This window comes from Streptomyces sp. NPDC111606, from assembly GCF_055656945.1.
Window position 1 is genome coordinate 577,868 of the sequence record NZ_JBVKBY010000005.1, and the last position, 25,051, is coordinate 602,918.

Here is a 25,051-nt window from a genome sequence, read left to right on the forward strand (position 1 = left end):
CCTCTCGGCAGATCACGAATGACCGGAAGGAACGTCAGCATGACCAGCGAATCAGTTCAGCCCGTGTCGGGTCCGAGCCGCCGTACCGTCGTGGCGGCGGTCGGCGCGGCGGGGCTCGCCGTTGCGCTGACCGCGTGCGGATCGGACGACGACGCGTCCGGCTCGTCCACCGAACAGGGCGCCGGTGCCGGCGCGACCACCGAAGCGGGCGGCTCGTCCGGCGGGGCCGGGGCGGGCGGTGCGGCGCTCGCGAAGACCGCCGACATCCCGGAGGGCGGTGGCAAGGTCTTCAGCGACGAGAAGGTCGTGGTCTCGCAGCCCGCGACGGGCGACTACAAGGCCTTCTCCACGATCTGCACCCACCAGAACTGCCCGATGACGGACCTCAAGGAGGACACCCTCTCCTGCGCCTGTCACGGCAGCCAGTTCTCCGTTCTCGACGGCAGCGTGAAGAAGGGCCCCGCGACCCAGCCGCTGGCCGCCAAACAGATCAGCGTGTCGGGAGACTCGATCACGCTCGCCTGACCCGGGACGGACGCTTGAGGCCGCCCAGTACCTCGTCCGTGGTCGCGACCGTGGCGACCAATGCGAGGGTGTGGCGGATCATCGCCGCGGTGTAGTCGGAGGGCACCCCGGCGATGGCGTCCCGTGGCACGACCACGACGTACCCCCGGTTCACCGCGTCGAAGACGGTGTTGGGGATCGCGACGTTGGCCGAGACACCGGTGACGACGAGCGTGCGGCAGCCGAGGTTGCGCAGCAGTGCGTCGACGTCGGTGCCCTGGATCGGGGACAGGCCGTGCAGGCGTCGTACGACGAGGTCCTCCTCGGTGACCTCGATCGGCGCCGCCACACGGACTGCCGTCGTGCCGGAGAGCTGCTGGACGGGGAGCCGTTCGGCGGCGCGGAAGAGGCGGGCGTTGTGGTTGGCCCCGCGGCCGTCGGGGCGGCGTTCGGCGATCGCGTGGATCACCTGGACGCCGCTCTCGTGGGCGGCGGCGACCAGCCGGGCGACGTTGCCGAGGGCGCCCGAGGAGCGGGCCTCCTTGGCGAGTTCGGGCAGCGCACTGTCCGGTCCGACGACGCCCTGCTGGCATTCGACGGTGAGCAGGACGGTGGTCGCGGGGTCGAGGAGTTCACTGAGCTCTGCGGGCGACGGCATGGTTCCCCCTGTGACCGACGGCGTGGGCGGGCGAGCGTAGCCACCATTGCTTGTGGACGGAAGACGACTCATCCTTTTCTGACGTGATGTCAGAGGATCTCTCCTCTGGCACGACGTGAGAGAAGAGGGGGCCGCATGACCGTCACTCAACGCCGGGGCCGGAAGATCATGATGACGCCCGGTGAGCTGGACGAGTTCCTCGCCACGCAGCGCACCTGCCGGGTCGCCACAGTGTCCGCCGACGGCTTCCCGCACGTCAGCGCGCTGTGGTTCGCCTGGGACGGCAACTCGCTGTGGCTGTACTCGGTGGTCCGCAGCAAGCGGTGGACCGAGCTGCGCCGCGATCCGCGGATCGCCGTCGTGATCGACACGGGTGAGCAGTACGAGCAGCTGCGCGGGGTGGAGCTGTCCGGCACCGTCGAGTTCGTGGGCGAGATCCCGCGCGTCGGCGAGCTGCGCGCCGAACTCGACGTCCCCGAGACGCTGTTCGCGCGCAAGAACTTCGGTCTCGACGAGATGCCGCACGACGGCAGACACGCCTGGATGCGGCTGACGCCTCAGAAGATCGTGTCCTGGGACTTCCGGAAACTGGGGTAGCGCCAGGGACCTTCAGTCTCCGGCGATCTTCTCGGCCGCCGCCTGCAGGGCCTCCACCGCCGCCCGGATCGACGGGCGGCGGTCTGCGTCCGCGCGCCACACCGCGTACACGTACCGGTGGACCCGATGGCGCACGGGCACGGCCCGCACCCCGGGCGGCATCGGGTCACGGCCCAGCCGGGGCGCGACGCAGACGCCCAACCCGGAGGAGACCAGGGCGAGTTGGGTGTGATGCTCCTCCGCGCGATGGGCGATACGGGGCTCGATGCCCTTGGTGCGCAGCGTGTAGACCAACCACTCGTGACAGAACTCGCCCTCGGGCCAGGCGACCCACTCGTCGTCCGCGAAGTCCTCCAGGTCGACCTCCCGCCGGTCGGCGAGCGGGTGCCCCTCGGGCATGGCGATCTCCACGCGGTCGTCGAGGATCGCGGCCTTGGCGAGCCCGTCCGGCATGGGCAGCGGCTTGTTATACCAGTCCAGGACGACGGCCACGTCCGCGTCCCCCCGGATCACCGCGGCGACTCCGTCCTCGGGCTCCAGCTCCCTCGACCGCAGGCGCAGCGCCGGGTGGCCGGCCCGCAGCGTGGTGAGCGCGGCGGGGAAAAGGCCCCGCAGTGCGGTGGGGAACGCGACCAGCCGCAGCTCACCGACCACCTGGCCGCGCTGTGCCTCCAGATCGGACTGGGCGAGCTCGACCTGCGACAGAATGCGGGCCGCATGCTCGGCGAGCAGCCGCCCGGCGTCCGTGAGCCGCACACCCCGGCCGTTCTTGGCGAGGAGCTGCTGGCCGACCTCCCGCTCCAGCTTGGACATCTGCTGCGATACGGCCGATGTCGTGATGTGCAGGCCCTCGGCGGCACCGCTGACCGAGCCGTGCCGGGCGAGGGCGTCCAGGGTGCGCAGGCGCTCCAGGTTCAACATGTAAGCAATACTACGAGATACTGCACCTAAAAACTCGATTGTGCTACGAGATTGTGTGGCGGATCGTTGCTTCCATGAGCATCGCCTCCTCCACCGGCTCGGTCCCCACCGGCCCCGTCTCCACCGGCCCCGTCTCCACCGGCCCCGTCTCCACCGGCCCCGTCTCCACCAGCCCCGCTTCCACTGACTCCGTCTCGACCGGCCCCGCCTCCCCCGGCTCCCGCGAACCGGCCGAGGCCGCGCCGCGCCCCCGCCTCGACTGGCGGCTGCGCTTCGCCGCGCTGTCCCTGATCTGGGGCTTCAGCTTCCTGCTCATCAAGGTGGGCACCGACGGCTACGCCCCCTTCCAGGTCACGCTGGGCCGACTGGTGTTCGGCACGGCGGTGCTCGCGGTCGCGATGGCGGTGAAGCGGGAGCGGTTGCCGCGGGGGATACGGACCTGGCGGCATCTGGCGGTCGCCGCGTTCCTGCTCAACGCGTTGCCTTTCTCCCTGTTCGCGTATTCCGAGCTGACGATCCCGTCCACACTCGCGGGCATCTGCAACGCGACCTCGCCGCTGTGGGGCATGGCCCTGTCCCTGGTCGCCCTCTCGGAGGACCGGCCGACTCGGGTCAGGGTCGCCGGGCTCGGCGTCGGCTTCCTGGGCGTTCTGACCGTGCTCGGGGCGTGGCAGGGCTTTCACGGACTGGATGCCACGGGGACGGCGATGGCTCTGCTGGCCTCCTTGAGCTACCCGATCGGCTGGATATACATCCGGCGTACGCTGGCCGGCTCAGGCGAGTCCCATCTGTCGCTCACCGGTGCGCAGTTGCTGCTGGCCGCAGTGCAACTTGCCATTGTGACGCCGGTGTTCACCTCCGTGCCGACCAGCTTTCCGATGCTGCCCCTGCTCGCGATCGTGGCGCTGGGGGCACTCGGGACGGGGCTCGCGGTTCTGATTCAGTACGGGCTCGTCGCGGAGGTCGGGCCGACCACGGCCCAAATGGTGACGTACTTCATTCCTGTCATCGCCACGGTGGCCGGTGTTGCCGTGCTCGGCGAGTCGTTGACCTGGACCACACCGGTCGGGGCGGTGATCGTTCTTGTGGGGGCGGCCCTCACTCAGGTGAAGCGGGGCACCTGAAGGAGGTCGGCCGGGCCCGGCCGTGTCATGCGTAGCCCCTCGCCGGCGTCGACGCCACCGCCGTCGCCACCGCGTTCGCCAGCGGGGTGACCTCGTCCGGGGCGAGCGTCGCGACCGTGATGCGGATTCCGGGTGGAGCGCTGATGCGGAATCGTGCGCCCGGTGCCACCGCCCAGCCGGCGTGCAGCAGTCGGGCCACCGCACCCGTCTCGTCGGGTACCGGGACCCACACGTTCAGACCGCTGCGGCCGTGCGCCGCGATCCCCCGCTCCGCCAGTGCGGCGATCAGCGCGTCGCGCCGTGCGGCGTACGCCGCTGCCACCCTCTTGGGGTCGACGGCGCCCTCGGCCCACAGCCGCACCAGAGCCCGCTGGCCGAGGCGGCTCACCCAGCCGGGACCGAGGCGCTGGCGGCCGCGTACCCGGTCGACGGTGACGGGGTCGCCGGTGAAGACGGCGAGCCGCAGGTCGGGGCCGTAGGCCTTGGCGGCCGAGCGGACGAAGGCCCAGCTGCGGGTGGTGCCGGCGAGGGCGTGCAGGGGCAGGTCGACGATGCCGTGCCCGTGGTCGTCCTCGATGAGCAGGACGTCCGGGTGGTCCGTGAGTACGGAGCGCAGGGCACGCGCGCGTGCGGCGGTCACGACCGCGCCCGTCGGGTTCTGCGCCCGGTCGGTGACGATCAGGGCGCGCGCCCCCGCCTCCAAGGCCCGGCGCACGTCGTCCGGCAGCGGGCCCTCGTCGTCCACGCCGACGGGGGCCGTCCGCAGTCCGACGGCCGGCGCGAGGTCGAGCAGGCTGCCCCAGCCGGGGTCCTCGACGGCGACGGTGTCGCCGGGCTTGAGATGGGCCGCGAGGACCCGTTCGATCACGTCCAGCGAGCCGGAGGCGACGGCGATCGGCCCGTCCGGGACGCCGTCGGCGTCGAATGCGGCCCGCGCACTGCGCGCCAGCTCCGGTTCCACGGCCGCGTCCCCGTACATGACGGGCTCCCGGTCGTTGTGCTCGGCGGCCCCGGCGAACGCCTTGGCCAGGAGCGGCAGCAGTGCAGGGTCCGGGTTGCCTCCGGCCACGTTCCGTACGCCCTCCGGGACGTCCACCCGGATGGACTCGCGTCCGGTTGTGACCGGCTTGGGCCGCACCCGGCTGCCCCGGCGCCCGGCCGTCTCGATGACCCCGCGCTCCCGCAGGATCCGGTAGGCGGCCGCGACGGTATTGGGATTGACGCCCAGCTCCACCGCCAACTCCCGCATGGGTGGCAGGACTTGACCCGGCTCCAGGTCACCGGCACCCACCGCACGCTCGACGCTCGACGCAATGTCAGCTGCGCGACGCCCTTCGATCCGATATCCTCCTAGCACAAAGCAGATTATGCACTAGTGCAATAGAGATCGCAAGACACATCGCAAGGGAGACCGACATGCAGGGGACCACACAGCCGACGCAGCAGCCCGCCGCCTATCCGGCGACCGACCGCACGGTCCCCACACGCTCCCCGGACCGGGCCTCGTACGACAAGGAGCTCGTGCACGCGATACTCGACGAGGCCTACGTCTGCCACCTCGGCTTCGTCCGCGACGGCGCACCGGTCGTGCTGCCCACGCTGTTCGCCCGGGTCGGCGAGACGCTCTACGTCCATGGCTCGACGGGTTCGCGCCCGCTGCGGATGACCGGCCGGGCCGACCCGGGCCTGCCGGTGTGCCTGACGGTCACGCATGTCGACGCGCTGATCCTGGCCCGCTCGGCCTTCCACCACTCGATCAACTACCGGTCCGTCGTGGTGCACGGCACCGCGTACGACGTGACGGACCCGCAGGAGAAGCGGACCGCCCTCGACGCGCTCGTCGACCACGTCGTGGCGGGCCGGTCCCAAGACTCCCGGCCCGCCAACAAGAAGGAACTGGCCGCCACCGCCGTCATCCGCCTCGACCTCGGCGAGGTCTCCGCCAAGCTCCGCACGGGTGGCGTGAACGACGAGCCCGAGGACCTCGCCCTCCCCCACTGGGCCGGCGTCGTCCCCCTGCGCAAGGGCTACGACGCGCCCGTCGACGACCCCGACCTGGCTCCCGGCACCGAACTCCCCGACTACCTCAGGGCGCCGTGATGCTGATACACCCCTGGGACGCGCCTCGCGACGACACCGAGTGGCAGCGGTGGCTGGCCGTCCACGACTTCGGGCACCTCGTCGTCAACGGCCCGGACGGCGAGCCGCCGTTCGCCCAGCCACTGCACTTCGCGTACCACGCCGAGCGCGGCGAGGTCGTCACCCACCTGGCCCGCCCCAACCCGATGTGGCCCGCGCTGCTGGCGCACCCCGAGGTCGTGCTGAGCGTGGTGGACGACTACGCGTATGTGCCCGGGCCGTGGCAGGCGGCACCGGACGCGCCGCCCGAGCACGGCGAACCGACCAGCTTCTACGCGGCGGTCCAACTCCGCTGCCGGGCCCATGTCGTGGACGACCCGGCCGAGAAGGCCGAGCTGCTCAACCGCCAGGTCGGTCACTTCCAGCCGGAGGGAGGCTCGGCGGTGGTGGCGGTCGGCGAGGCACCGTTCGGCAGGCTGTTGTCCGGTGTCCGCGGGCTGCGGCTCGAAGTCACCGGCGTCCGCGCGAAGTTCAAGTACGCGGGCAGGCGCACGGCGCAGGTGCAGGACCGGATCGCCGCGAAGCTGACGGAACGGGCCGGTCCGGGTGACGCGGCGGCTCGCGAGCACATACTGCGTCGCCGCCCGGCCTGAGCGAACGGGCGCTCAACGACCCTCCGCCGGCCCAAGGGGCCCCGCACCGGGCGGTGCGGGGCCCCTTGCGCTCACGCCGGCAGCCGCCGCGCGCCCCTCGCCTCCGCCACCGCCAGCCCTGTGACGGAGCCGAGCATCAGCAGGGTGCCGGTGAGGGTCGGTGCCGTCAGGTGTTCGCCGAGCAGGAGGACGGCGAGCACCGCCGCGCTGACCGGCTCCAGCAGCATGATCACGGACACGGTGGCCGACCGTACGGCGGCGGCGCCCGCGAAGTAGAGGGCGTACGCGAGGGCGGTGGGGACGGCCGCGATGTACGCGAGCAGCCAGCCCAGCTGCACGGGTTCGGCCGTGTGCGGCACGAGTCCCTCGGCGAGGGCGAACGGCAGCAGGCACAGGCTGGTGACCGCGAAGGACCGCACGGACGTACTGGCGGCGTCCGCTCCGCCGTCGCGGCCCCACTTCCTTGTCAGCAGGGTCATCACGGAGTACCCGGCCGCGGCCACGAGCGCGAGCAGCACGCCCCACGGCCGTACGGTCGCCCCCTCGCCGCCCAGGGCCAGCACCGCGAGCCCGATGAGCGCACCGGCCACGGCCGCGACGCCGCCACGGCCGAGCCGCTCCCCCAGCGTCAGCCGGGCGCCGAGCGCGATGAACACGGGGCCGGCGCCGAGGGTGACGACCGTGCCCACCGCGAGTCCGGTGACGTCGACGGCAGCGAAGTACGCCGTCTGGAACACGGCGAGCCCGACGCCCGTGGCCCCGGCCCGCAGCGCCTTGCGGCCGAAGGGCTCGGGTGCGACGGACCGCACCTGCGCCTGCACACGCACGCGCGGCCGCAGGAGACGGACGGCCAGCAGCAGCACGAACCCGATCGCACAGCGCCAGAAGGAGAGGGCGACCGGTCCCATGTCACTGGCGCGGTAGACCAGGGAGGCGGCGGCGCCCGCGGTGCCCCAGGCGGCACCGGCGACGATCAGATAGAGAAGGCCACGCCCGATGGGCAGGCCGGAGACAGCGGTGTTCGACACGAGTTTTTCTCCGCAGACATGCACAAGTGCTGGAAGGAGCCCGGCTCGGCGGGATCCGTGGACTTCGTCTGCGGGCAGCACCGTTCCACCCGGCGTGACGCCGGGCAGGCGATCCGGAGGGCCCGCCTCAGGCGGCCGGAGGCGGAAGAACGAGTGCCGTGGAGTGCATGATCGGCACCCTATGCGGCCGGCTCGCGGGCCGACAAATCCCTTTCCGGACCGCCGCTCGCCACCGGCTCCGGGGAACCCTTCGCGGGCGCCGACGATTGCGCGATGAACGCACCGGCCAGGACAACCGCTCCACCGATGATCTGCGGCGCGGAGAGGTGCTCACCGAGCAGGAACCAGGCCAGGACGGTCGCGATGACCGCTTCGAGGCACGCGACGACGCCGGCGACCTGCGGCGAGAGCCGGCGTACGGAGACAACTCCGGTGACGTACGCAATGACCGTGGCGACCAGGACGATCCAGGACAGCAGCAGGACGGCCGCGACCGGGGTGCCGTCCATGTGCGCGGTGCCGCCGAGCACGGACCAGTCCATCGTCCAGGGGCGGGCGACCACGGTGAGCACGCCGGCGCCGATGAGGAGGCCGTAGGCGATCACGCCGAGCGGGTCGGGGGCGTCGGCGCCGGAGTCGCTGCCCTGGTCGGACAGGACGAAGTAGCCGACCTGGCAGCAGGCGGCGCCGAGAGCGAGGAGCAGTCCGAGCGCGTCGAAGCTCAGCCCGGACCAGATCTCGACGACACAGGCCAGCCCGCCGACCGCGAGGACGACCCCGACCGCGGCGGCGGGCGTGACCGGCCGCCGCTGCACGAACCGCACCCAGCCGAGGACGAGGGCGGGGGCGAGGTACTCGACGAGCAGCGCGACCCCGACCGGGATACGGGATATCGAGGCGAAGTAGAAGGCCTGCACACCGGCCACGCCGAGCAGTCCGAACCCGGCGAGCAGGGCGGGGCGGCGGCGCAGCAGCGCGCGGTGGCGCACGGCGAGCGGCAGCATCACGAGGGCCGCGCCGGCGACCCGTAGCCACACGACGTGCAGCGGGTCGAGCCCCGCCTCGATCAGTGGCTTGGCTGCGACACCGGACCCTCCGAAGGCGACCGCGGAACCGAGCGCCAGACCGAGCCCGACGCCCTTGCCGCGGCCGGCCTGACTGTTTTCAGACATACGCACCGGCACATGATGACAGGGGATGACATGAGCGTCACCCCCAATGACACCTGTCTCAACGAGTGGACGGCGGGGCCGCCTCGCGAAGGAGTCAGGGGGTGGGTGGGTCTAGCGGGCGGTTTCGGTGCCGCCGACGTATTCGTCCCGGTGGTCCTCGATGCGGGCGCGCAGGGCGTTCGCGTCGATTCCGGCGCGGGCGAGCACCTCGACGGCGCGTGCCTGCGGGTCCACGACGATCGCCGCGAGGAGGTCGATGCCGCGGGCCTGTGTGTCGCCGCGCGAGGTGGCACGTCGGCAGGCGTTCTCCATCGCGCTCGCGGCCAGCGGGGAGAACCCCTCACCCTCCATGGCCACGGGTACGCGCCCGGAGTCCTCGACGCTGCCCTGCCAGCGCAGGCCGTAGCCGATGGTGCGTTGGACGAGGTAGCCGAGGAGGCGCGCGATCTGGGGTCCTTCGCCGAATACGGCGTACACATCCCGGTCGTGCTCGAGGAGCGAGTGCAGCAGATGGGCCGTGTCGATCTGCCGGTCCCCGTCCCTGACCGCCCGGCGGCGGGCGCCGGAGATCACCGCTGCCAGCTGCTCGCTGAGCCTGGCATCGTCCGCCGCGGCGTCCGGGCGCCGGCAGTCCTGCTCCTGGGCCGACTGCCGGGGGATACGGGGTTGCACATCCCCTACCTCATCAACCACTTCGAGCCGAGTCATCCCCGAGGGGAAGCATTTGCGCGTCCCACACAGAGTGGACTCGGGCGGCTGGAATCTCCTCCTTACGGATGAGATCAGGCCGAACGACCCTGGTGGGCGCGCGCCGCCTTGCCGTGCGCCTCGGTCGACCTGTCCGGCGTCTCCACATTTTCTGACGGTTCATCAGTATTGAATGTTCCACGCCCCACAGCTACGTTCCGCGACACCGTAGCCCGAGACGAAGGGGTGGTCGCATGGCCGAAGTCAGCGCGGAGGCACGCATCGAGGCACCGGCCGAAAAGGTCTGGGCGCAGCTGACGGACTGGTCGTCGTGGAGCCAGTGGAACGCCACCCACACCAGCTTCCCGGGCGGCGGCCCCGCGGCCCTCGAAGTGGGCGGGACCTTCCAGGAGAACATGAAGCTGATGGGGTTCCCGGCCGAGGTCGAGTGGACCATCGAGGAACTGGAGCCGGCACGAGTGCTCGCCATTCGCGGCAAGGGCCCGATGGCGGTGACCGTGGCCACCCGCTACACACTGACCCCGGACGGCGACAGCGCCACGGCCGTGCGCATCGACGGGGAGTTCACGGGCGCGGCGGTGTCGTTGATGGCGGGCAAGCTCAAGGATTCGGCGACGGCAGCCCTGAACGAGTCGCTGCGGAAGCTGGCGGGACTGGTGGCCTGAAGACCCTCGCCGCGCGCACGAAGGCGCCCCGCGGATCACTCCACGGGGCGCCTTCACCGACGGCGGGGAGGCCGTACGTCAGTCGCCGCACGCCGGTCGCCGTACGTCAGTCCTCGTCGGCGAGGATCAGGTACAGCCGCTTGCGGGCGTCGTTGATGACGGTCAGCGCCTTCTCGCGCTGCTCCTTGCTGCCCGTCTTCCAGACCTGACCGAAGGCCTCCATCAGACCGAAACCGGCCTGGCGGATCTCGCCGAGGGCCTCCCAGTCGACACCGCGGGAGGCTTCCTCCCAGGGCGCCTCGGGCCCGGCCTCGGCCGCCTCGCGGCCCGCCTCCGTGAGCGCGAACAGCTTCTTGCCGCCCTCACTCTCGCTGGCGATCAGGCCCTCGTCCTCCAGCATCTGGAGGGTGGGGTACACCGAGCCGGGACTGGGCTTCCACGCCCCGCCGCTGCGCTCGGCGATCTCCTGGATCATCTCGTAGCCGTGCATGGGGCGGTCCTTCAGCAGGGCGAGGATCGACGCGCGCACGTCGCCGCGCCGCGCCCTCCCTCGAGGTCCGCCTCGACCTCCCCTCGGCCCCCAGGGGCCGGGCCCGAATCCGGGCCCACCGAAACCGGGGCCGCCAGGACCACCGGGCCCGAACGGCCCGAAGGCGCCGCGAAGCCCCTCGAAGCCACCTCGGCCGTGATGACCGTGTCCACCGTGTCCACGCTCGAATCCATGGGAACGCATCGCAATCACTCCATTCCATCGTTGATCTGTCGCGATGCCTCAACGATATATCGGAAGAGTCCGTTAAGCAAGGGTGGAGGGAGATGCGCGGGCGGCGCCGGCACTGAGGGGCGCTGAGGTGCGGCACATGGGCCACCCGCCCCCAAATCGGTCCAGCACCCACGAATTGGCCTTGGCCGCCCTCTCCGCACGCCCTCTACCGTCGCGGCATGCGGATTCGAATCGTCGACGCCTTCACCGACCGCCCCTTCGGCGGCAACCCGGCCGGGGTCCTCCTCCTGGACGCCTTCCCGGAGGACGGCCGGCTTCAGAACGTGGCCATGGAGGTCAATCACGCCGAGACGGCGTTCGCGCACCCGTTGGAGGAGGGCGGGGAGGCGGACTGGGCGCTGCGGTGGTTCACGCCCGTCGCCGAGGTGGCGATGTGCGGGCACGCCACGCTCGCCACGGCCCACGTACTGCACAGCACCGGCGTCCACGAGGGACCCGTACGGTTCGCCACCCGCAGTGGCGTCCTCGTCGCCACGCCCCGCGAGGACGGCTCCATCACGCTCGACTTCCCGACGGCCCCGCTCACACCGGTCGAGGTACCGGACGGGGTCGCACAGGCGCTGGGCACCGATCCGCTCGTCGCCTTCGACACCGGCCCGAACGTCGGCGACCTGCTCCTCGAGGTCGCCGACGAGAAGACGGTCCACTCGCTGCGCCCCGACCTCAAGGCCCTGGGCGCCTACTCCGAGCGCGGCATCATCGCCACCGCCCGCGCCGAGGACCCCACCCGCGGCCACGACTACGTCTCCCGCTGCTTCTTCCCGAACGTCGGCATCGACGAGGACCCCGTCACCGGCAGCGCCCACACGGCCCTCGCGCCCTTCTGGTCCGCACGCCTCGGACGCACGGACCTCACCGGCCTGCAGGCCTCCCGCCGCTCCGGCCACGTCTGCACGGAACTGCGCGGCGACCGCACGCTGCTGAGCGGCCGCGCGGTGACCGTGATCGACGGGGAGCTGATCGCCTAGACGCGTCGGCCGGTCCGCGCGGCGAGCAGACCGGCCGGGCATGCCGAAGGGGGCGTACGACGATCTCGTACGCCCCCTTCGGCACGCTCCTGGCGACTGCCGACCGGCGTCACGCCGTAGGCAGCCACCCCACCTTCCCGGCCAGGACCGCGTACCCCACGAACGCCCCGATGTCGAGCAGGGAATGGGCCACCACCAGCGGGCCCACCCGGCCCCAGCGCCGGTACAGGTAGACGAACACCACGCCCATCGCCATGTTGCCGAGGAAGCCGCCGATGCCCTGGTAGAGGTGGTACGAGCCGCGCAGTACGGAACTGGCCATCAGCGAGGCGCCGGGCGTCCAGCCCAACTGGTCCAGTCGGCGCAGCAGATACCCGACGACGATGACCTCCTCGACGATCGCGTTCTGCATCGCCGAGAGGATGAGCACCGGGTACTTCCACCACACGTCGGGCAGCGCCTCGGGCACCACGGTGAGGTTGAAGCCGAGTCCGCGCGCGGCCAGGTAGAAGGCGATTCCGGTGCTGCCGATCACGGCCGCGATGCCCGCGCCACGGCCGAGGTCCGGCCAGGGGCGGGTGCGGTCGAAGCCGAGGGTGCGCAGGCTCCGCCCCTCGCGCATCAGGAAGTGCGCGACGAGCGCGACGGGGATCAGGGCGGTCGTGATCCCGAACAGCTGCCAGGCGAGATCCAGCCAGGGACGGCCCGGCGCGGCCGAGGCGTTGAGCGTGGCCGCCTGATCCTTGAGGCCTCCCGGTTTGGTGACCGAGCCGACAAAACTGATCAGCGCGGACACACCACTCGCACCGAGCGACAGCCCCAGAACGAGCAGCGTCTCATCACGGAAGATCCGCCGCGAGGGCCGCTCATGCGGAAAAGAATCGGCCACGGGGCCTGCCTCGCCCTGCACACCTGCCTCCAGTTGAGTAATCCCGCCTCATCCTCATCGCCATCCCGCTAGGGTCTCGAATGCACTTACGAAGACCGTGCGCGACAGGCCGTTGGGGGGACGGGCGCCGTACGGGGCGTACCGCCCCTTTGCCTGCCATACGGCCGGACTCCGGCACGTGGTTCAGCAGGGCAACAGGGAGGGGCACCACCGTCATGGGACGTCACAGCTTGCCCGATCAGTATGGGGCGGGCGGCAGCGACCCCCGTCGACGCGGCCTCCGTCGAGGCGCACGCCGCCGCACGGTGGTCATCGCGACCGCCCTCGTCCTCACCGTCGCCGGCGGTACGGCCGCCGCAGTCGGCGGCGGGCTGTTCTCCTTCGGCTCCTCCTGCCAGGACGACCCGGTGCGGCTGACCCTGGCCGCCTCCCCCGACCTGGCCCCCGCCTTGCAAACGGCGGCGAAACAGGCCAGGGAGGCCGACCTCACCTCGGACGGGCGGTGCGTCGCCGTGACGGTGAGCGCTCGCGAGTCGTACGAGGTCGCGGACACGCTCCTGGCGGGCGAGGACCCCGACGCCGAGGTGTGGGTGCCGGACTCGGAGCTGTGGCTCCAGCGGCTCACGGCGGACGGCGGCGCGGCCGCGATCTCCACGGTGGGCCATGTCGCCTCCACCCCGGTCGGGGTGGCGATGGTGCCCGCGGCCGCCAAGTCGCTGGGGTGGCCGAGGAAGACGTACAGCTGGCTGGAGCTGGCCGGCGCCCGCCTGCGCGACGATTCGCTCCGGCTCGGCGCGGCCGACCCCGCGCGCAGCGCGAGCGGACTGCTCGCCCTCACGCAGCTGAGCACGGCGGCCGGCGCGGGCGAAAGCGGGGACACGCAGGCCGCGGCGATGATGAAGGCGCTGTCGCAGCGCGTCTCCGACAGTGACGGCCAGGTGCTGGAGACCCTGCCGCGCGACTCCTCGGGCACCGAACTGGGCAACCCGAAACGCAACCAGGCGCTGGTCGTCAGCGAACAGGCGGCGCACATGTACAACTCCGGGGCGGACGGCGGCAGCAGCCTGGACTTCTTCTATCCGAAGGACGGCTCGCCCCGCCTCGACTACCCGTACGCCCTCCGCGACCAGACAGGGCTGACGACCGACGAGAGCCGGGCCGCGATCCGGTTCATGAGCTACCTCGGCGACGCTCGACAGCGGCGGCTGCTGGAGCGGCACGGCTTCCGGACGTCCGACGACGCGGCGCCGCCCGACGCGCTGGTCACCCGGGCAGGCGGCAGCAGTCCCCAGCCGTACGCGGAGCCGGCGGGCCGGCCGGCCTCGGCGGTCGCGGTCCAGGAGACGCTCGGCGTGTGGACGATCACCGTGCAGAGTGCGCGGATCACCACGGTCGTGGACGCCTCCGCGTCCATGGCCGAGCCGGTGCCGGGCACCGAGCAGTCGCGGATGGACGTCACCAAGGCGTCGCTGCTGCAGGCTCTCGCCACGTTCACGGCGGACGACGAGATCGGCCTGTGGGACTTCGCCACCGAGCTGGACGGCGACAAGGACTACCGCGTCCTGGTGCCGACCGAGCGGCTCGGCGACGGGAACGGTGGCGGCGCGCAACGCGAAAGGCTGTCGACGGCGTTCGGCGACCTGGAGCCGGTGCCGGACGGGGCGACCGGTCTGTACGACACCACGCTCGCCGCCTACCGGGCGGCGACCGACTCCTACGCCAAGGGCAGGTTCAACGCCCTGGTCGTCCTCACCGACGGCCGGAACGAGGACCCGGGCAGCATCGCGCGCGCCGACCTCGTCACCCGCCTGGAACGCCTCACCAACCCCGAGCGCCCGGTCCCCCTGATCATGATCGCCGTCGGCCCCGACGCGGACCGCGAGGAGGCCGACCGCATCGCCAGGGCGACGGGAGGCTCGGGCCACGAGGTGACCGACCCGTCCCAGATCCACTCGGTGATCCTGAAGGCCATCGTGGGGGCGGCGTCACCGGGCGCCCCCAGCAGGTGAGAGGCCGACCCCCGCCAACCGCGCCCGTCCCCTCAAGGCCGTCACCGCAACGGCACCGGCTCCGGCAACCCCACCGGCCACGTGTGCACCGGGTCCCCGCGGTGCATCAACTCGCGGTACCGGCGCGTCGTCGCCGCCAGGGCCGCCTCTCTGGACAGGCCGGACTCCAGGGCCCGGTGGAAGGTGGCCGCCTGCCAGGACGCGCCGTTCGTGCGCCTGCGGCAGCGCTCCTCGATGACGCCCAGGTAGAAGTCCCGGTCGGCCGGCTCGACGCCCCACGCGTCCAGTCCGGCCTCGGCGAGCGGCAGCAGTTCGTCGCGTACGAGGCTCACCGCGTCGACCTCGGTCGTCCCGCCGTAGCGCCCCCGCCGGGGCCAGCGCAGCCGCGCGTCGATGCCGTGTCTGCACGCCTCGTCGAAGTTGGCGGCCGCCGCCTCGAAGGGCAGCCGGGTCCACACGGGCCGCGACTCCTCGGCCAGGGCGCGGACGACGCCGTAGTAGAAGGCCGCGTTGGCGACGACGTCCGTGACGGTCGGCCCGGCGGGCAGCACACGGTTCTCCACACGCAGGTGCGGAACGCCGTCGGCGATGCCGTAGACCGGCCGGTTCCAGCGGTACACGGTGCCGTTGTGCAGGACGAGTTCGGCGAGCGACGGTGTGCCGCCGGCGTTCAGGACCTCGAGGGGGTCCTCGTCGTCGCAGATCGGCAGCAGGGCCGGGAAGAACCGCAGGTTCTCCTCGAAGAGGTCGTACGCCGAGGAGATCCACCGCTCCCCGAACCAGGTGCGGGGCCGCACGCCCTGGGCCTGGAGCTCGGGCGGGCGGGTGTCGGTGGACTGCTGGAAGAGCGGCGGCCGCGACTCCCGCCACAGCTCGCGCCCGAAGAGGAACGGCGAGTTGGCGCCCACGGCGACCTGTGCGGCGGCGACCGCCTGGGCCGCGTTCCAGACGTCGGCGAAGCGCCCTGGGGTGACCTGGAGGTGCAGCTGCACGGAGGTGCAGGCGGCTTCCGGGGCGATGGAGCCCGAGGTGCACGTCAGGCGCTCCACACCGTCGATGTCGAGCGTGAACTCCTCACCGCGGGCGGCCACGATCTGGTCGTTGAGCAGGGTGTAGCGGTCGACGGCGGAAAGGTTCGAGGAGACCAGGTCGTCCCGGTCCAGCGTCGGCAGAATGCCGATCATCACGATTCCCGCGTCGAGCTCACCCGCTTTTCGGTCGGCATATGCCAGCGACGTACGAAGTTCTTCGGCCAGCCGGTCGAATACCCGCTCCTGAAGCCGGTGCGGGGCGATGTTGACTTCCAGATTGAACATGGCGAGTTCTGTTTGGAAATCGCGGCTCGCGATCCGCTCCAGTACCTGCATGTTCAACATTTTCGGCATGCCGTCGGCGCCGGCGAGATTCAATTCGATCTCCAGCCCCATGAGGTTCTTGGGGCGGTCGAACCGCTTCTCCTCCAGCAGCCGCTCCAGGCCCGTCAGACACTGCCGCAACTTCTCGCGGTAGTGCTGGCGATCGGACAGATCGAACCGACCTGCCACGACCTTCTCCCCCATCGACGCTTCCCTCCTCGGATGGCCGGGCTGTGAGGCCCGCTCGGCGGACCCTGGATCCGACCGCCGGTCCCGGGTCAGGTGGGATGATGCCCAGCGGAAGCGATCGATAACGTCCCGCGGCGCCCCGGCGGCCGCTACTCTGTCGGACGTGACCGGCGGCACATTCACCGGGCATGGGGCACTATGCAGTTGCGGACGGCTCAAGGAAGTCGTGAAAAACGCCGACGAGAATTGGCCGACCGCACCCGGGGTATTTTTCGAGGTCATGGACGTTTGGCCGGTCGGCAATCGGGATGATTCCCGCAAATCACCGGCCGATTGGGCCCTTGCCGGGTGCACCAAAAGCGGCTAGATGAAACATCGTCTGAACACTCGTCGTATAAACTCCGCAATCAAGGCAGAGGGTTGGCGCCCACGGTCCAGGGACCTGCCGTCAGGTGACGTACGGCAGGCCTCGCTATCCCCCCTCGCGCTCCCAGACCCCGGCCCCCGCCTCTCTGACCTCCGTGAGCAGACAGCGCCGTCCGCCCCCGCCACGCCCTCGCGCCACCGTGCCTGTCAATGAGAGGCGACCCACCATGCCGCTGCATGTTCCCCCGGCTCCCGCGCCCGCACTTCGCTCCGTCCTGACCGCACTCGGCTCGCCCACCGCGGTCCGCGAGGCCCGAACGCCCTCCCTGCGCGCCGCCCAGGGCCCCGCCACACCCGAACTCCCGCTGCCCGTGCACGTCGTGGACGAAATCACCCCGGCAGGCGTGACCGCGACCCGGCTGGCCGGCTGGCGCTTCCTGATCCGGTGCGGCGAACGAGCGGTGGCGGCGGCCGAGACCCGGCTGACCCCGGACGGCTGGACCTTCTCGCACTTCTTCGAGGGCCCGTACATCGCCTCCACCGAACGGGCGTTGCGCCAGGCCGAGACGATCGCACAGCCCTACCAGCCGCGCCTGCTGTCGTTCCCCGGCCTCTACATGCTCACCCTCTGGCTGCACGGCGACTGCACCGCGGACGCCACCACCGGCCACCCGGCCGCCACGGACCTCCTGGTGCCGCTGGCCCCCGCCCCGCCCGGCATTGCGGCCCATCTGCCGCACCGGGTCGCCGAGCTGCTCCCGGTGCTGACCCACCGGGCGACCCCGGCTCCGCTGCCCCCTGTGCCTCCGCTGCTCGGCTCACCCGCCTGACAGCGCACCGCGCGAGCGCCCGCGTACCCCGCCGCCCCATTCCCGGGTTGCGGGGTACGCCGCTGTCCGGGGCAAAATCGGACGGCACTCGATACTCGTACGAGCAGGAATGCACTCGCCTGAGCGAAGAATAGGCAAGAGTGCGAGGAGGATATCGCTCGCGCGAGCGACAATGCGCTCGAACGAGCCACTCGCGACCCCGGCCCGTCCGGACTAGCCCCATCCGACCACGGCGAACCACCCGAAATGACAGTGCAGTTGGGATGAACCGTCCGCGCGGGGGATGCGTCATCAACCTGTAAGAAAGCGGTGCTGCGAAATCCCTGCGGATTGACGCCCGTGGGGCAACACTGGGTTCCGACCGACTAATCACAACGGGGGGCGGCCATGAACGAAGCTTCACGCCGCGAAACAGACGCCACAGCCATCTCACACATCACGACAGAGCGAAAGATCCCATCCATGTGCCAGCACCAGCCACCGTGTCCCTCAGCCGACTCCGCCGACCGGGAATCCGCCCGTCTCGTGGCGCACCACCCGGAGCAGGGTTGGAGCCTGCTGTGCAACGGTGTCCTGCTCTTCGAGGACACCGGTGAGCTCCTGCCGGACGGCCAGATCATCGCCCCGCACCGTCCGCTGGGCACCGGCAAGGTGATGACCGCCGCGTAGCGCCTGCCGGCGGCATGCCGGAGAGGTCCTGCAGCACTACCGGGCGGAGCGATCACCGACGCCCGGCGTACTCCCAGGGGCCGGTCGCAGACCCTGACTGCGAGCCGGCCCCCACGTGTGTCCGGGGGTGGTCACTCAGCGTAGTTCGCCATGCGCCGTATCGACCTGCCTCAGCGCCTGCCGTATCGCGAAGTACGCCGGCTTCGGACGCAGTTCCTCGTCCCACGGCAGCGCGGCGCCCTCGCCCTCGAAGAACGCCGGGATCCAGGAGTACTTGTCGGTGTAGTCCCAGACGGTGATGCCGACACACCGGCGCACGGCCAGGCACGCCTCGGTCAGATCCCGGTACCACTCGGCCTGCTGGGCGAGCTTCTCCTCGGTCGCGGGCAGGATCATCCGGATGTCGACCTCGGTGAGCGCGGTGTCGAGCCCCAGCCCGGCGAAGCGCCGGAGGTTGTCCTCCAGCGTGGTCGGGTAGCCGTACTGCAGCGCCAGGTGTGCCTGCAGCCCGATGCCGTCGAGCGGGACGCCCTGGGCCTTCAGTTCCTTCGCGAGACGGTAGTAGGCGTCGCTCTTCGGGCCGACCGCCTCGATGTTGTAGTCGTTGAGGTAGAGCTTGACCTTCGGGTCGGCCTGGCGGGCCCAGCGCAGGGCGTCGGCGATGTAGCCGGGGCCGAGCGTCTTGTAGAAGACCGTCTCACGGTAGGTGCCGTCCTCGTTGAAGGCCTCGTTGACGACGTCCCAGGCGAACACCTTGCCCCGGTAGTGCCGTACCTCCTGCTGGATGTGGTTCTTCAGTACGGCCCTCAGCTCGTCCGCCGTCCACTCGCGGCCGGTCAGCCAGCCGGGCAGCTGGCTGTGCCAGACGAGGGTGTGGCCGCGCACCTTCTGGTGGTTGGCGCGGGCGAGGTTCACGATCTCGTCGCCCTCGGAGAAGTCGAACACGCCCTGCTGGGGCTCGGTGGCGTACCACTTCATGCCGTTGCCGGGCGTGATCTGGTCGAACTCGCTGCCGAGGAGCGCCTTGTACGGCTCGTCGACGAGTTCGGGGTTGTCGGTCGCGCTGCCGAAGTAGCGGCCGTGGCGCTGGGCGAGGTCGGCGAGGGTGGGCGGCTTGCCGTGAGCCTGGGCTGCCGGGCCGCTCGCGACGCCGGCCGCGATCAGGGCGGCGGCGAGGGCGCCTGCGAGTCTCAGACGGTTCTTGCGCATGGTGCGACTCCTCACGTAGCGGTGGTGTGTTGAGCCGTACGTCCGCCTGCGCGCGTCAACCCTTGGTCGCGCCGGCGGTGAGGCCGCCGACGAGCTGGCGCTCGGCGACCGAGTAGAAGGCGAGTGCGGGGACCATGGCCAGCACCAGGTAGGCGAAGACGCGGGCGTAGTCCGCGGAGTACTGACCCTGGAACTGCTGGACGCCGATCGGGATGGTCCACCACGTCGAGTCGGTGAACACCAGCAGCGGCAGGAAGAAGTTGTTCCAGCTGGTGACGACGGCCAGGACCGAGACGGTGCCCAGCGCGGGCCGTGCCATCGGTAGCAGCACCCGCCAGAAGAAACCGAAAGAGCTGCACCCGTCGAGCGTGGCCGCCTCCTCCAACTCGCCGGGGATGTCCCGGAAGAAACCGCGCAGGATGATGATGGTCATCGGCAGCCCGAAGGCGGCCTGCGGAAGGATCACGCCGAGCGGGTTGTCCAGCAGGCCCAGGGAGCGCAGCAGCAGGAACAGCGGGAGGGCCGCGACCGCGAAGGGGAACATCAGCCCCATCGTGAAGAGGGTGAACAGCGTCTCCCGGCCCCGGAAGGCGAACCGCGCGAAGGAGAAGGCCGAGAGCGCGGAGACCGCCACGACCAGGACGGTCGTCCCCACCGCGATCAGTGTGCTGTTTCCGACCAGCCGCCAGAAGTCCCCCGAGCCGAGGATGTCCGCGTAGTTGCCGGCCACCCACGACTCCGGCAGCCCGACCGGGTTGCGGGAGAGCTCGTCGGTGGACTTGAAGCCGGACACGACGGCGTAGAGCAGTGGCACGACCATCACGGCGCCGACCACCACGAGGATCACATGCAGCGGCAGACTCTTCCTGCCGGTCTTCCTGCCGGTCTCCCCGCCGGCCTTCCTGTCGGCCATCCGGCCGGACCTGGCCGTCACTTGACGCCTCCCCGCATGGTCGTGGTGGCCCCTTCGAGGTCGCGGCGGAGCACGAACCGCTGGTAGGCGAGGGCGAAGACGAGGCTGATGCCGAACATGACCACGCTGATCGCGCTGGCGTAGCCGACCTGATAGCGCTTGAAGCCGTACTGGAACATGGTCACGGCCATCGTCTCGGAGTGGTGGTCGGGACCGCCCGCGGTGGTCACCCAGACCAGGTCGAAGAGCTGGATCGACCCGATGACGGACAGGAACACGCTGATGCGCAGGGTGGGCGCAAGGAGCGGCAGGGTGACGCTGCGAAAGCGCTGCCAGGCGTTCGCACCGTCGATCAGCGCGGCCTCGGTCAACTCGGCCGGAATGGACTGGAGTCCGGCCAGGTAGAGCATCATGTGGAAGCCGAAGTACTTCCACGTCATGACCAGGAACAGGGTGGCCATGACCATGGACGGGTCGGCGAACCACTCGCCGCCGAGTCCGTCGAGGCCGATGTGGCCCAGGACCTGGTCGGCGAAGCCGTCGCCGGGGGCGAAGATCATGCCGAACAGGACGCCGGTGATGGCCTCGGACAGGACGTACGGCCCGAAGAAAAGCATCCGGTAGAAGGCCCGACCGCGCAGCTTCTGGTTGAGCAGTACGGCCATGGCGAGCGCGAACGGCAGCTGGACGGCGAGCGACAGCACGACCAGGATCAGGCAGCGCCACAGGTCGCCGAGGAAGACGGGGTCCTGGAAGAGCCGGGTGAAGTTGTCGGCGCCGATGTAGTCGGACGGCATGCCGAAGCCGCCCCAGCGGAAGAAGGCGGCGTACAGCGCGAACAGCATCGGCAGCAGCACCAGGACGAGGAACAGCACCAGCGCGGGCACCTGGAAGCCGACCGCGGTGAGCCAGTGCAGGGCCCGACGCCGGGCCCGTGCGCGAGCCTCGCCGGTGGGCGGGGGCGCGGGATCGACGCCGGGGCCGGTGCGCTTGTCCGGCAGGAACGTGGAGGTCATCGCCGGCTACTGCTCTTCCTTCGCGGCCTGCGTGATCGACTCGGCGACCTGCTGGGGTGACTTGGACCCGGCGACGAGCGCGCCGACGCTGTCGTTGACCTCCTGGCCGACGGCGGGCGCATAGGCCTGGTCGAGATAGAGCTGGAAGCCGGTGGCGCCCTTCAACTGCGCCTGTACGGCCTTGATGTTGGGGTCGGTGATGGCGCGCTCGGCGGCCGGGACCACCGGCAGGACGCCTGTCTTCTTGACGAGCTCGACGTCGGTCGCCTCGGAGGCGAAGAACTTCAGGAAGTCGACGGCGGCCTGCGGAGCGCCGCTGCGCAGGGCGTGCCCGCCGCCCCCGCCGAAGACCTCGGTGATCGCGCCCTTGCCGCCGTCGACCTCGGGGAACGGGAAGAATCCGAGGTCCTCGCCGAGACCCTTGCCGGCATCCGCCTGCACGACCGGGGCCCACTGCCCCATGAGCTCCATCGCCGCCTTGCCGTTGCCGACCGCGGCGGCCTGACCGGTGGGGGTGGAGTAGGCGGCGCCGAGGAAGCCCTTCTGGAACGGCTGGAGGTCGACGAGTTCCTGGAGGTGCTGACCGGCCTGCACGAAGGCGTCGCCGGTGAAGTCCTTGTCGTCGTAAGCCTTCTGCAGGGCTGAGGCGCCCGCGGTGCGCATCGAGAGGTACGCCCAGTAGTACATGCCGGGCCACTTCTCCTTGCCGGCGAGGGCGAGCGGGGTGATGCCCTTGGCCTTCAACTTCCCTACGGTGTCGAGGAAGTCACTCCAGGTGGTCGGCGGCTCGCTGACCCCCGCGTCCTTGAAGAGCGCCTTGTTGTACCAGAAGCCGATCATGCCGATGTCGAACGGGATGCCGTAGACCTTCTCGTCCAGGAGATACGGCTCCTTCGCGACCGGCAGCAGGCCGTCGGCGAAGTCCTTGGTGCGGTCGGTGAGGTCCTCGACGAGTCCGGCGTCGACCTGCTGCTCGAGGACGCCGCCGCCCCAGGTGTGGAAGATGTCGGGCAGTTTCCCGGACGCGGTCAGAGCCGTCATCTTCGACTTGTAGGCGTCGTTCTCCAACTGGACGATCTTTACCTTCACCTTGGGGTTCTGGGCCTCGAACTTCTTGGCCAGCGCCGCCCAGACGCCCTTCGTCGGCTCGGTGGTGGAGATGTTCCACCACTCGATGGTGGTCGTGCCGTCCGACGACCCTCCGTCCGAGTCACCGCCGCAACCGCTCAGTGCCGTGATGCCCACACCGGCCGCGGCCGAGGCCGCCAGGAAGCCTCGGCGGGACAGTCCCGGGTCGCCCATGATGCGCTCCTTGGGTACGGGACGGCTCGCCCATGGGCCGTCCGCCGGATCCGCCTGGATCGAAAGTTTCGGAACAGATCCAGAAAGCTGCGTTGCTGCCGCACCCTAGAGACAGCTGCCAAATGGTGGCAACCCTTTGAACAAGGTGAATTGGTCTCCTCATAACTTCGCCGTGTGAGTGATCGAAACATTCGCGACCGATGGCGAACTTTACGGTCCTGGGAGCGAACGCTGGACACCTCCGGGCGAGGGCGTGGCCATGGCTCGCCCGGAGGTGGCTCGGATGCCGCGTCGGCTCCAGGCCCTGCAGAAGTTGCGGGCCCGGCAGGTCGGCCGGGTCTCAGAGGCCGACGTCGCGGCTGCGGATGTCGTCCAGGGACTCGCGGCGGATCAGGAGCCGGGCCTGGCCGTCGTCCACGGCGACCACGGGCGGGCGGCCGACCATGTTGTAGCCGGATGCCATGGACAGGTGGTAGGCGCCTGCCGCCGGGATGGCGAGCACGTCGCCGGGACGGATGTCGTCGGGGAGTTCGACGTCGGTGGCGAGGATGTCGCCCGCCTCGCAGTGGCGGCCCACCACGGTCACGGAGGTCGGGGCCGCGGTGCTGTGCCGGCCCACCAGACGGGGGGCGTAGCGCACTCCGTACAGCGCGGGCCGGGGGTTGTCGCTCATGCCGCCGTCCACCGCGACGTAGGTGTGCGCTCCGGTGCGCTTGACGGAGAGGACGTGGTAGAGCGCGACTCCGGCCGGGCCCGCGATGGCCCGACCCGGCTCGATGATGAGGTGGGGCACGGTGATTCCGGCCGTCGCACACGCCCCGGCCAGCTCGGTGCGCACCTTGCGGGCCAAGGTGGTGAGGTCCAGGGCGGGTTCGCCCGGTCGGTAGGCGATGCCATGGCCGCCGCCCAGGTCGAGTTCGCGCAGGACCAGGCCGTGCTGTTCGTACAGCCGGGCCATCAGGCCGACCATGCGGCGTACGGCAGCGAGGTACGGCTTGACACTGGTGATCTGGGAGCCCAAGTGGCAGTGCAGGCCGGTCAGTTCGAGCTGCGGCTGGTCAAGTATCCGGGCGATGGCGTGCTGGGCGTAGCCGTCCCGGATGGACAGGCCGAACTTCTGGTCCTCGGTGCCGGTGCGGATCTTCTCGTGGCCGCCGGCGCTGATGCCGGGCACCACGCGGACCATGACCTTCTGGTGGCCGTCGGGCCCGACCGCCGCGGCCAGCCCGGCGATCTCGGAGGGGCTGTCGATGACGATGCGCCCGACGCCCAGGCGCAGGGCGGTCTCCAGGTCGCGCGGGGACTTGGCGTTGCCGTGCAGCACGATCTTCTCCGGCGGGAAGCCGGTGGTGACCGCGAGCTCCAGCTCACCGGCCGAGCAGACGTCCAGCCCCAGGCCCTCCTCGTCCACCCAGTGGATCATCGCCCGGCACAGGAACGCCTTGGCGGCGTAGAGGACTTCGGCCTCTGGAAAGGCGTGCTTGTAGGTGCGGCAGCGCTCGCGGACCTCGTCCTCGTCGATGACGTAGACGGGCGTACCGAAGCGGTCGGCGACCTCGGCGAGCGGCACACCGCCGACGGTGATCTCGCCTCCGCGGGGCTCCACGGCCGAGGCGGGCCACACCGAGAGGGCGTGGGCGGCGGTCTCGGTGGTGACGGCGGGTTCGTGAATGGTGGTCATCGTGCGTTCCCCCTCAGCCGATCCACATGGTCAACGCGGAGATGAGCGCGGCGGCGCCGGTCACTCGCAGGGCTCCTACGGCCTGGGGGTCCCAGGCGCCTTCACGGAATCGGGGACCGGCGTGCTCGGCGCTGTCCCGCGTGGAGGGCGCAGTCGCGGTACGGGCGGTCGCGGTCGGGGCGGGGGCGCAGAACTGGGGGTCCACCGTGACGGTCGTGACGCCGAGCGGCGCCGTCAGGGAGCGCAGGGCGGGCTCGGCGAGCCGGATCCAGGGCTGGTCGGGGCCGAGCGTCGCGGTCAGTTTCCGCTGGGAGGTGAACCCTACGGCCGTACGGTCACCGATGGGCGTACGGAAGAGGCGGGCCGCGCAGGCGGCCTGTCCCGGCCGGACCGGAACGTACAGAGGGCCGGCCGGGAACCGATCAGAAGGCTCCGGGTCTTCGTCGTACTGGATGTCTGCCATGGGGTGCCTCCGGATGGAACCGAGGTGGATCGGGTGGTTGCTGACGCCCCGGACGCGGGGAGGCGGACCGGGGCTCGCAACTGACGCTATGCCCGGTGACCCCGGGTTCCGGACGGCTCATGACGGGATGCTGACGGCGATCGGCCGGACTCTGACGGGATGCTGACACCCGGCCCGCGAGGCCTGGGGGGAGGCCGTCAGAGGTGTGCCAAGAAGTGCCGTCGGGGCTGGCTGTGGGGGTGCCGCAGGCGTGTGATGGAAGGGGCCCGTCGTGGGCTTCCCGCGGGAGCGGCCCGCGG

The 25,051-nt window shown here is 70.8% G+C and carries 25 protein-coding genes; 10 read left to right on the forward strand and 15 right to left on the reverse strand.

The window, feature by feature from the left end; genetic code table 11:
- Positions 1-39: 39 nt before the first annotated feature.
- A complete protein-coding gene (locus ACZ7M7_RS21350; protein WP_472119137.1) occupies positions 40-525 on the forward strand; it encodes a Rieske (2Fe-2S) protein in 486 nt (161 codons plus the stop codon).
- On the opposite strand, the gene ACZ7M7_RS21355 is transcribed toward ACZ7M7_RS21350, so the two are convergent.
- Entirely contained in the window at positions 512-1,162 is a 651-nt protein-coding gene (locus ACZ7M7_RS21355) for a cysteine hydrolase family protein (protein ID WP_427842079.1), read from the reverse strand. The genes ACZ7M7_RS21350 and ACZ7M7_RS21355 overlap by 14 nt on opposite strands.
- A 135-nt stretch (positions 1,163-1,297) precedes the next feature.
- Between ACZ7M7_RS21355 and ACZ7M7_RS21360 the strand changes: the two genes are divergently transcribed.
- A complete protein-coding gene (locus tag ACZ7M7_RS21360; protein WP_383599588.1) occupies positions 1,298-1,759 on the forward strand; it encodes a pyridoxamine 5'-phosphate oxidase family protein in 462 nt (153 codons plus the stop codon).
- Between the two features lie 12 nt (positions 1,760-1,771).
- Here the strand turns inward: ACZ7M7_RS21360 and ACZ7M7_RS21365 are convergent, their stop codons facing one another.
- Entirely contained in the window at positions 1,772-2,680 is a 909-nt protein-coding gene (locus ACZ7M7_RS21365) for a LysR family transcriptional regulator (protein ID WP_472119141.1), read from the reverse strand.
- A gap of 74 nt (positions 2,681-2,754) precedes the next feature.
- On the opposite strand from ACZ7M7_RS21365, the gene ACZ7M7_RS21370 reads away from it, so the two are divergent.
- The gene (locus tag ACZ7M7_RS21370) at positions 2,755-3,804 is read left to right on the forward strand and encodes a DMT family transporter (protein WP_472119144.1); all 1,050 of its coding nucleotides are present in this window, start codon (positions 2,755-2,757) and stop codon (positions 3,802-3,804) included.
- A 25-nt stretch (positions 3,805-3,829) separates the two neighbouring features.
- Here the strand turns inward: ACZ7M7_RS21370 and ACZ7M7_RS21375 are convergent, their stop codons facing one another.
- Positions 3,830-5,161, reverse strand: coding sequence for an aminotransferase class I/II-fold pyridoxal phosphate-dependent enzyme (locus tag ACZ7M7_RS21375; RefSeq protein WP_472119147.1), 1,332 nt, complete (start codon positions 5,159-5,161; stop codon positions 3,830-3,832).
- Positions 5,162-5,220: 59 nt separating this feature from the next.
- Between ACZ7M7_RS21375 and ACZ7M7_RS21380 the strand changes: the two genes are divergently transcribed.
- Both ACZ7M7_RS21380 and ACZ7M7_RS21385 read left to right on the forward strand, forming a co-directional pair.
- Positions 5,221-5,904 (forward strand): pyridoxamine 5'-phosphate oxidase family protein, encoded by a 684-nt coding sequence (locus tag ACZ7M7_RS21380; RefSeq protein ID WP_472119150.1) that lies wholly within the window; start codon positions 5,221-5,223, stop codon positions 5,902-5,904.
- Positions 5,904-6,536 (forward strand): FMN-binding negative transcriptional regulator, encoded by a 633-nt coding sequence (locus ACZ7M7_RS21385; RefSeq protein WP_472119153.1) that lies wholly within the window; start codon positions 5,904-5,906, stop codon positions 6,534-6,536. Before ACZ7M7_RS21380 ends, ACZ7M7_RS21385 begins: the two co-directional genes overlap by 1 nt.
- A gap of 71 nt (positions 6,537-6,607) precedes the next feature.
- Here the strand turns inward: ACZ7M7_RS21385 and ACZ7M7_RS21390 are convergent, their stop codons facing one another.
- From ACZ7M7_RS21390 to ACZ7M7_RS21400, 3 genes are all read right to left on the reverse strand, one after another.
- Complete coding sequence (locus ACZ7M7_RS21390; protein ID WP_383599606.1) at positions 6,608-7,564, reverse strand: DMT family transporter; 957 nt, start codon at positions 7,562-7,564, stop codon at positions 6,608-6,610.
- Positions 7,565-7,743: 179 nt separating this feature from the next.
- Positions 7,744-8,736: an EamA family transporter gene (locus ACZ7M7_RS21395; RefSeq protein WP_383599608.1), complete on the reverse strand. Its 993-nt coding sequence runs from the start codon at positions 8,734-8,736 to the stop codon at positions 7,744-7,746.
- 111 nt (positions 8,737-8,847) lie between these two features.
- Positions 8,848-9,408, reverse strand: coding sequence for a peptidase (locus ACZ7M7_RS21400; RefSeq protein ID WP_472119157.1), 561 nt, complete (start codon positions 9,406-9,408; stop codon positions 8,848-8,850).
- Between the two features lie 269 nt (positions 9,409-9,677).
- Between ACZ7M7_RS21400 and ACZ7M7_RS21405 the strand changes: the two genes are divergently transcribed.
- Complete coding sequence (locus ACZ7M7_RS21405; RefSeq protein ID WP_383599614.1) at positions 9,678-10,109, forward strand: type II toxin-antitoxin system Rv0910 family toxin; 432 nt, start codon at positions 9,678-9,680, stop codon at positions 10,107-10,109.
- Positions 10,110-10,215: 106 nt separating this feature from the next.
- On the opposite strand, the gene ACZ7M7_RS21410 is transcribed toward ACZ7M7_RS21405, so the two are convergent.
- Positions 10,216-10,842, reverse strand: a complete 627-nt coding sequence (locus ACZ7M7_RS21410) for a PadR family transcriptional regulator (RefSeq protein WP_472119160.1) — start codon at positions 10,840-10,842, stop codon at positions 10,216-10,218.
- Positions 10,843-11,051: 209 nt separating this feature from the next.
- Between ACZ7M7_RS21410 and ACZ7M7_RS21415 the strand changes: the two genes are divergently transcribed.
- A complete protein-coding gene (locus ACZ7M7_RS21415; RefSeq protein ID WP_472119163.1) occupies positions 11,052-11,861 on the forward strand; it encodes a PhzF family phenazine biosynthesis protein in 810 nt (269 codons plus the stop codon).
- 109 nt (positions 11,862-11,970) lie between these two features.
- On the opposite strand, the gene ACZ7M7_RS21420 is transcribed toward ACZ7M7_RS21415, so the two are convergent.
- Positions 11,971-12,771 (reverse strand): CPBP family intramembrane glutamic endopeptidase, encoded by an 801-nt coding sequence (locus ACZ7M7_RS21420; RefSeq protein WP_472119166.1) that lies wholly within the window; start codon positions 12,769-12,771, stop codon positions 11,971-11,973.
- 194 nt (positions 12,772-12,965) lie between these two features.
- Between ACZ7M7_RS21420 and ACZ7M7_RS21425 the strand changes: the two genes are divergently transcribed.
- On the forward strand, positions 12,966-14,759 hold the full coding sequence (locus ACZ7M7_RS21425; protein ID WP_472119169.1) for a substrate-binding and VWA domain-containing protein: 1,794 nt from the start codon (positions 12,966-12,968) through the stop codon (positions 14,757-14,759).
- A 41-nt stretch (positions 14,760-14,800) separates the two neighbouring features.
- On the opposite strand, the gene ACZ7M7_RS21430 is transcribed toward ACZ7M7_RS21425, so the two are convergent.
- The gene (locus tag ACZ7M7_RS21430; RefSeq protein WP_472119172.1) at positions 14,801-16,318 is read right to left on the reverse strand and encodes a glutamate-cysteine ligase family protein; all 1,518 of its coding nucleotides are present in this window, start codon (positions 16,316-16,318) and stop codon (positions 14,801-14,803) included.
- Between the two features lie 578 nt (positions 16,319-16,896).
- On the opposite strand from ACZ7M7_RS21430, the gene ACZ7M7_RS21435 reads away from it, so the two are divergent.
- Entirely contained in the window at positions 16,897-17,499 is a 603-nt protein-coding gene (locus tag ACZ7M7_RS21435; RefSeq protein ID WP_472119175.1) for a hypothetical protein, read from the forward strand.
- A 462-nt stretch (positions 17,500-17,961) separates the two neighbouring features.
- Positions 17,962-18,168, forward strand: coding sequence for a DUF5999 family protein (locus tag ACZ7M7_RS21440; RefSeq protein WP_030053671.1), 207 nt, complete (start codon positions 17,962-17,964; stop codon positions 18,166-18,168).
- A 135-nt stretch (positions 18,169-18,303) separates the two neighbouring features.
- On the opposite strand, the gene ACZ7M7_RS21445 is transcribed toward ACZ7M7_RS21440, so the two are convergent.
- The 6 genes from ACZ7M7_RS21445 to ACZ7M7_RS21470 form a co-directional block, all read right to left on the reverse strand.
- Entirely contained in the window at positions 18,304-19,377 is a 1,074-nt protein-coding gene (locus ACZ7M7_RS21445) for an endo-1,4-beta-xylanase (protein ID WP_383599633.1), read from the reverse strand.
- Between the two features lie 55 nt (positions 19,378-19,432).
- Positions 19,433-20,290, reverse strand: coding sequence for a carbohydrate ABC transporter permease (locus tag ACZ7M7_RS21450; protein ID WP_472119293.1), 858 nt, complete (start codon positions 20,288-20,290; stop codon positions 19,433-19,435).
- A 17-nt stretch (positions 20,291-20,307) separates the two neighbouring features.
- Entirely contained in the window at positions 20,308-21,306 is a 999-nt protein-coding gene (locus ACZ7M7_RS21455; RefSeq protein WP_472119178.1) for a carbohydrate ABC transporter permease, read from the reverse strand.
- Between the two features lie 6 nt (positions 21,307-21,312).
- The gene (locus ACZ7M7_RS21460) at positions 21,313-22,608 is read right to left on the reverse strand and encodes an extracellular solute-binding protein (RefSeq protein WP_472119181.1); all 1,296 of its coding nucleotides are present in this window, start codon (positions 22,606-22,608) and stop codon (positions 21,313-21,315) included.
- Between the two features lie 340 nt (positions 22,609-22,948).
- On the reverse strand, positions 22,949-24,289 hold the full coding sequence (gene lysA / locus ACZ7M7_RS21465; RefSeq protein WP_472119184.1) for a diaminopimelate decarboxylase: 1,341 nt from the start codon (positions 24,287-24,289) through the stop codon (positions 22,949-22,951).
- A 13-nt stretch (positions 24,290-24,302) separates the two neighbouring features.
- Complete coding sequence (locus tag ACZ7M7_RS21470) at positions 24,303-24,752, reverse strand: SAV_915 family protein (RefSeq protein ID WP_451177427.1); 450 nt, start codon at positions 24,750-24,752, stop codon at positions 24,303-24,305.
- Between the last annotated feature and the right edge of the window lie 299 nt (positions 24,753-25,051).

Coding starts and splice junctions, on each gene's coding strand:
- ACZ7M7_RS21350 (WP_472119137.1), top strand. CDS start 40: ATGACCAGCGAATCAGTTCAGCCCGTGTCGGGTCCGAGCCGCCGTACC.
- ACZ7M7_RS21355 (WP_427842079.1), bottom strand. CDS start 1,162: ATGCCGTCGCCCGCAGAGCTCAGTGAACTCCTCGACCCCGCGACCACC.
- ACZ7M7_RS21360 (WP_383599588.1), top strand. CDS start 1,298: ATGACCGTCACTCAACGCCGGGGCCGGAAGATCATGATGACGCCCGGT.
- ACZ7M7_RS21365 (WP_472119141.1), bottom strand. CDS start 2,680: ATGTTGAACCTGGAGCGCCTGCGCACCCTGGACGCCCTCGCCCGGCAC.
- ACZ7M7_RS21370 (WP_472119144.1), top strand. CDS start 2,755: ATGAGCATCGCCTCCTCCACCGGCTCGGTCCCCACCGGCCCCGTCTCC.
- ACZ7M7_RS21380 (WP_472119150.1), top strand. CDS start 5,221: ATGCAGGGGACCACACAGCCGACGCAGCAGCCCGCCGCCTATCCGGCG.
- ACZ7M7_RS21385 (WP_472119153.1), top strand. CDS start 5,904: ATGCTGATACACCCCTGGGACGCGCCTCGCGACGACACCGAGTGGCAG.
- ACZ7M7_RS21395 (WP_383599608.1), bottom strand. CDS start 8,736: ATGTCTGAAAACAGTCAGGCCGGCCGCGGCAAGGGCGTCGGGCTCGGT.
- ACZ7M7_RS21405 (WP_383599614.1), top strand. CDS start 9,678: ATGGCCGAAGTCAGCGCGGAGGCACGCATCGAGGCACCGGCCGAAAAG.
- ACZ7M7_RS21410 (WP_472119160.1), bottom strand. CDS start 10,842: ATGCGTTCCCATGGATTCGAGCGTGGACACGGTGGACACGGTCATCAC.
- ACZ7M7_RS21415 (WP_472119163.1), top strand. CDS start 11,052: ATGCGGATTCGAATCGTCGACGCCTTCACCGACCGCCCCTTCGGCGGC.
- ACZ7M7_RS21425 (WP_472119169.1), top strand. CDS start 12,966: ATGGGACGTCACAGCTTGCCCGATCAGTATGGGGCGGGCGGCAGCGAC.
- ACZ7M7_RS21430 (WP_472119172.1), bottom strand. CDS start 16,318: ATGGGGGAGAAGGTCGTGGCAGGTCGGTTCGATCTGTCCGATCGCCAG.
- ACZ7M7_RS21435 (WP_472119175.1), top strand. CDS start 16,897: ATGCCGCTGCATGTTCCCCCGGCTCCCGCGCCCGCACTTCGCTCCGTC.
- ACZ7M7_RS21440 (WP_030053671.1), top strand. CDS start 17,962: ATGTGCCAGCACCAGCCACCGTGTCCCTCAGCCGACTCCGCCGACCGG.
- ACZ7M7_RS21445 (WP_383599633.1), bottom strand. CDS start 19,377: ATGCGCAAGAACCGTCTGAGACTCGCAGGCGCCCTCGCCGCCGCCCTG.
- ACZ7M7_RS21450 (WP_472119293.1), bottom strand. CDS start 20,290: ATGGCCGACAGGAAGGCCGGCGGGGAGACCGGCAGGAAGACCGGCAGG.
- ACZ7M7_RS21455 (WP_472119178.1), bottom strand. CDS start 21,306: ATGACCTCCACGTTCCTGCCGGACAAGCGCACCGGCCCCGGCGTCGAT.
- ACZ7M7_RS21460 (WP_472119181.1), bottom strand. CDS start 22,608: ATGGGCGACCCGGGACTGTCCCGCCGAGGCTTCCTGGCGGCCTCGGCC.
- lysA (WP_472119184.1), bottom strand. CDS start 24,289: ATGACCACCATTCACGAACCCGCCGTCACCACCGAGACCGCCGCCCAC.
- ACZ7M7_RS21470 (WP_451177427.1), bottom strand. CDS start 24,752: ATGGCAGACATCCAGTACGACGAAGACCCGGAGCCTTCTGATCGGTTC.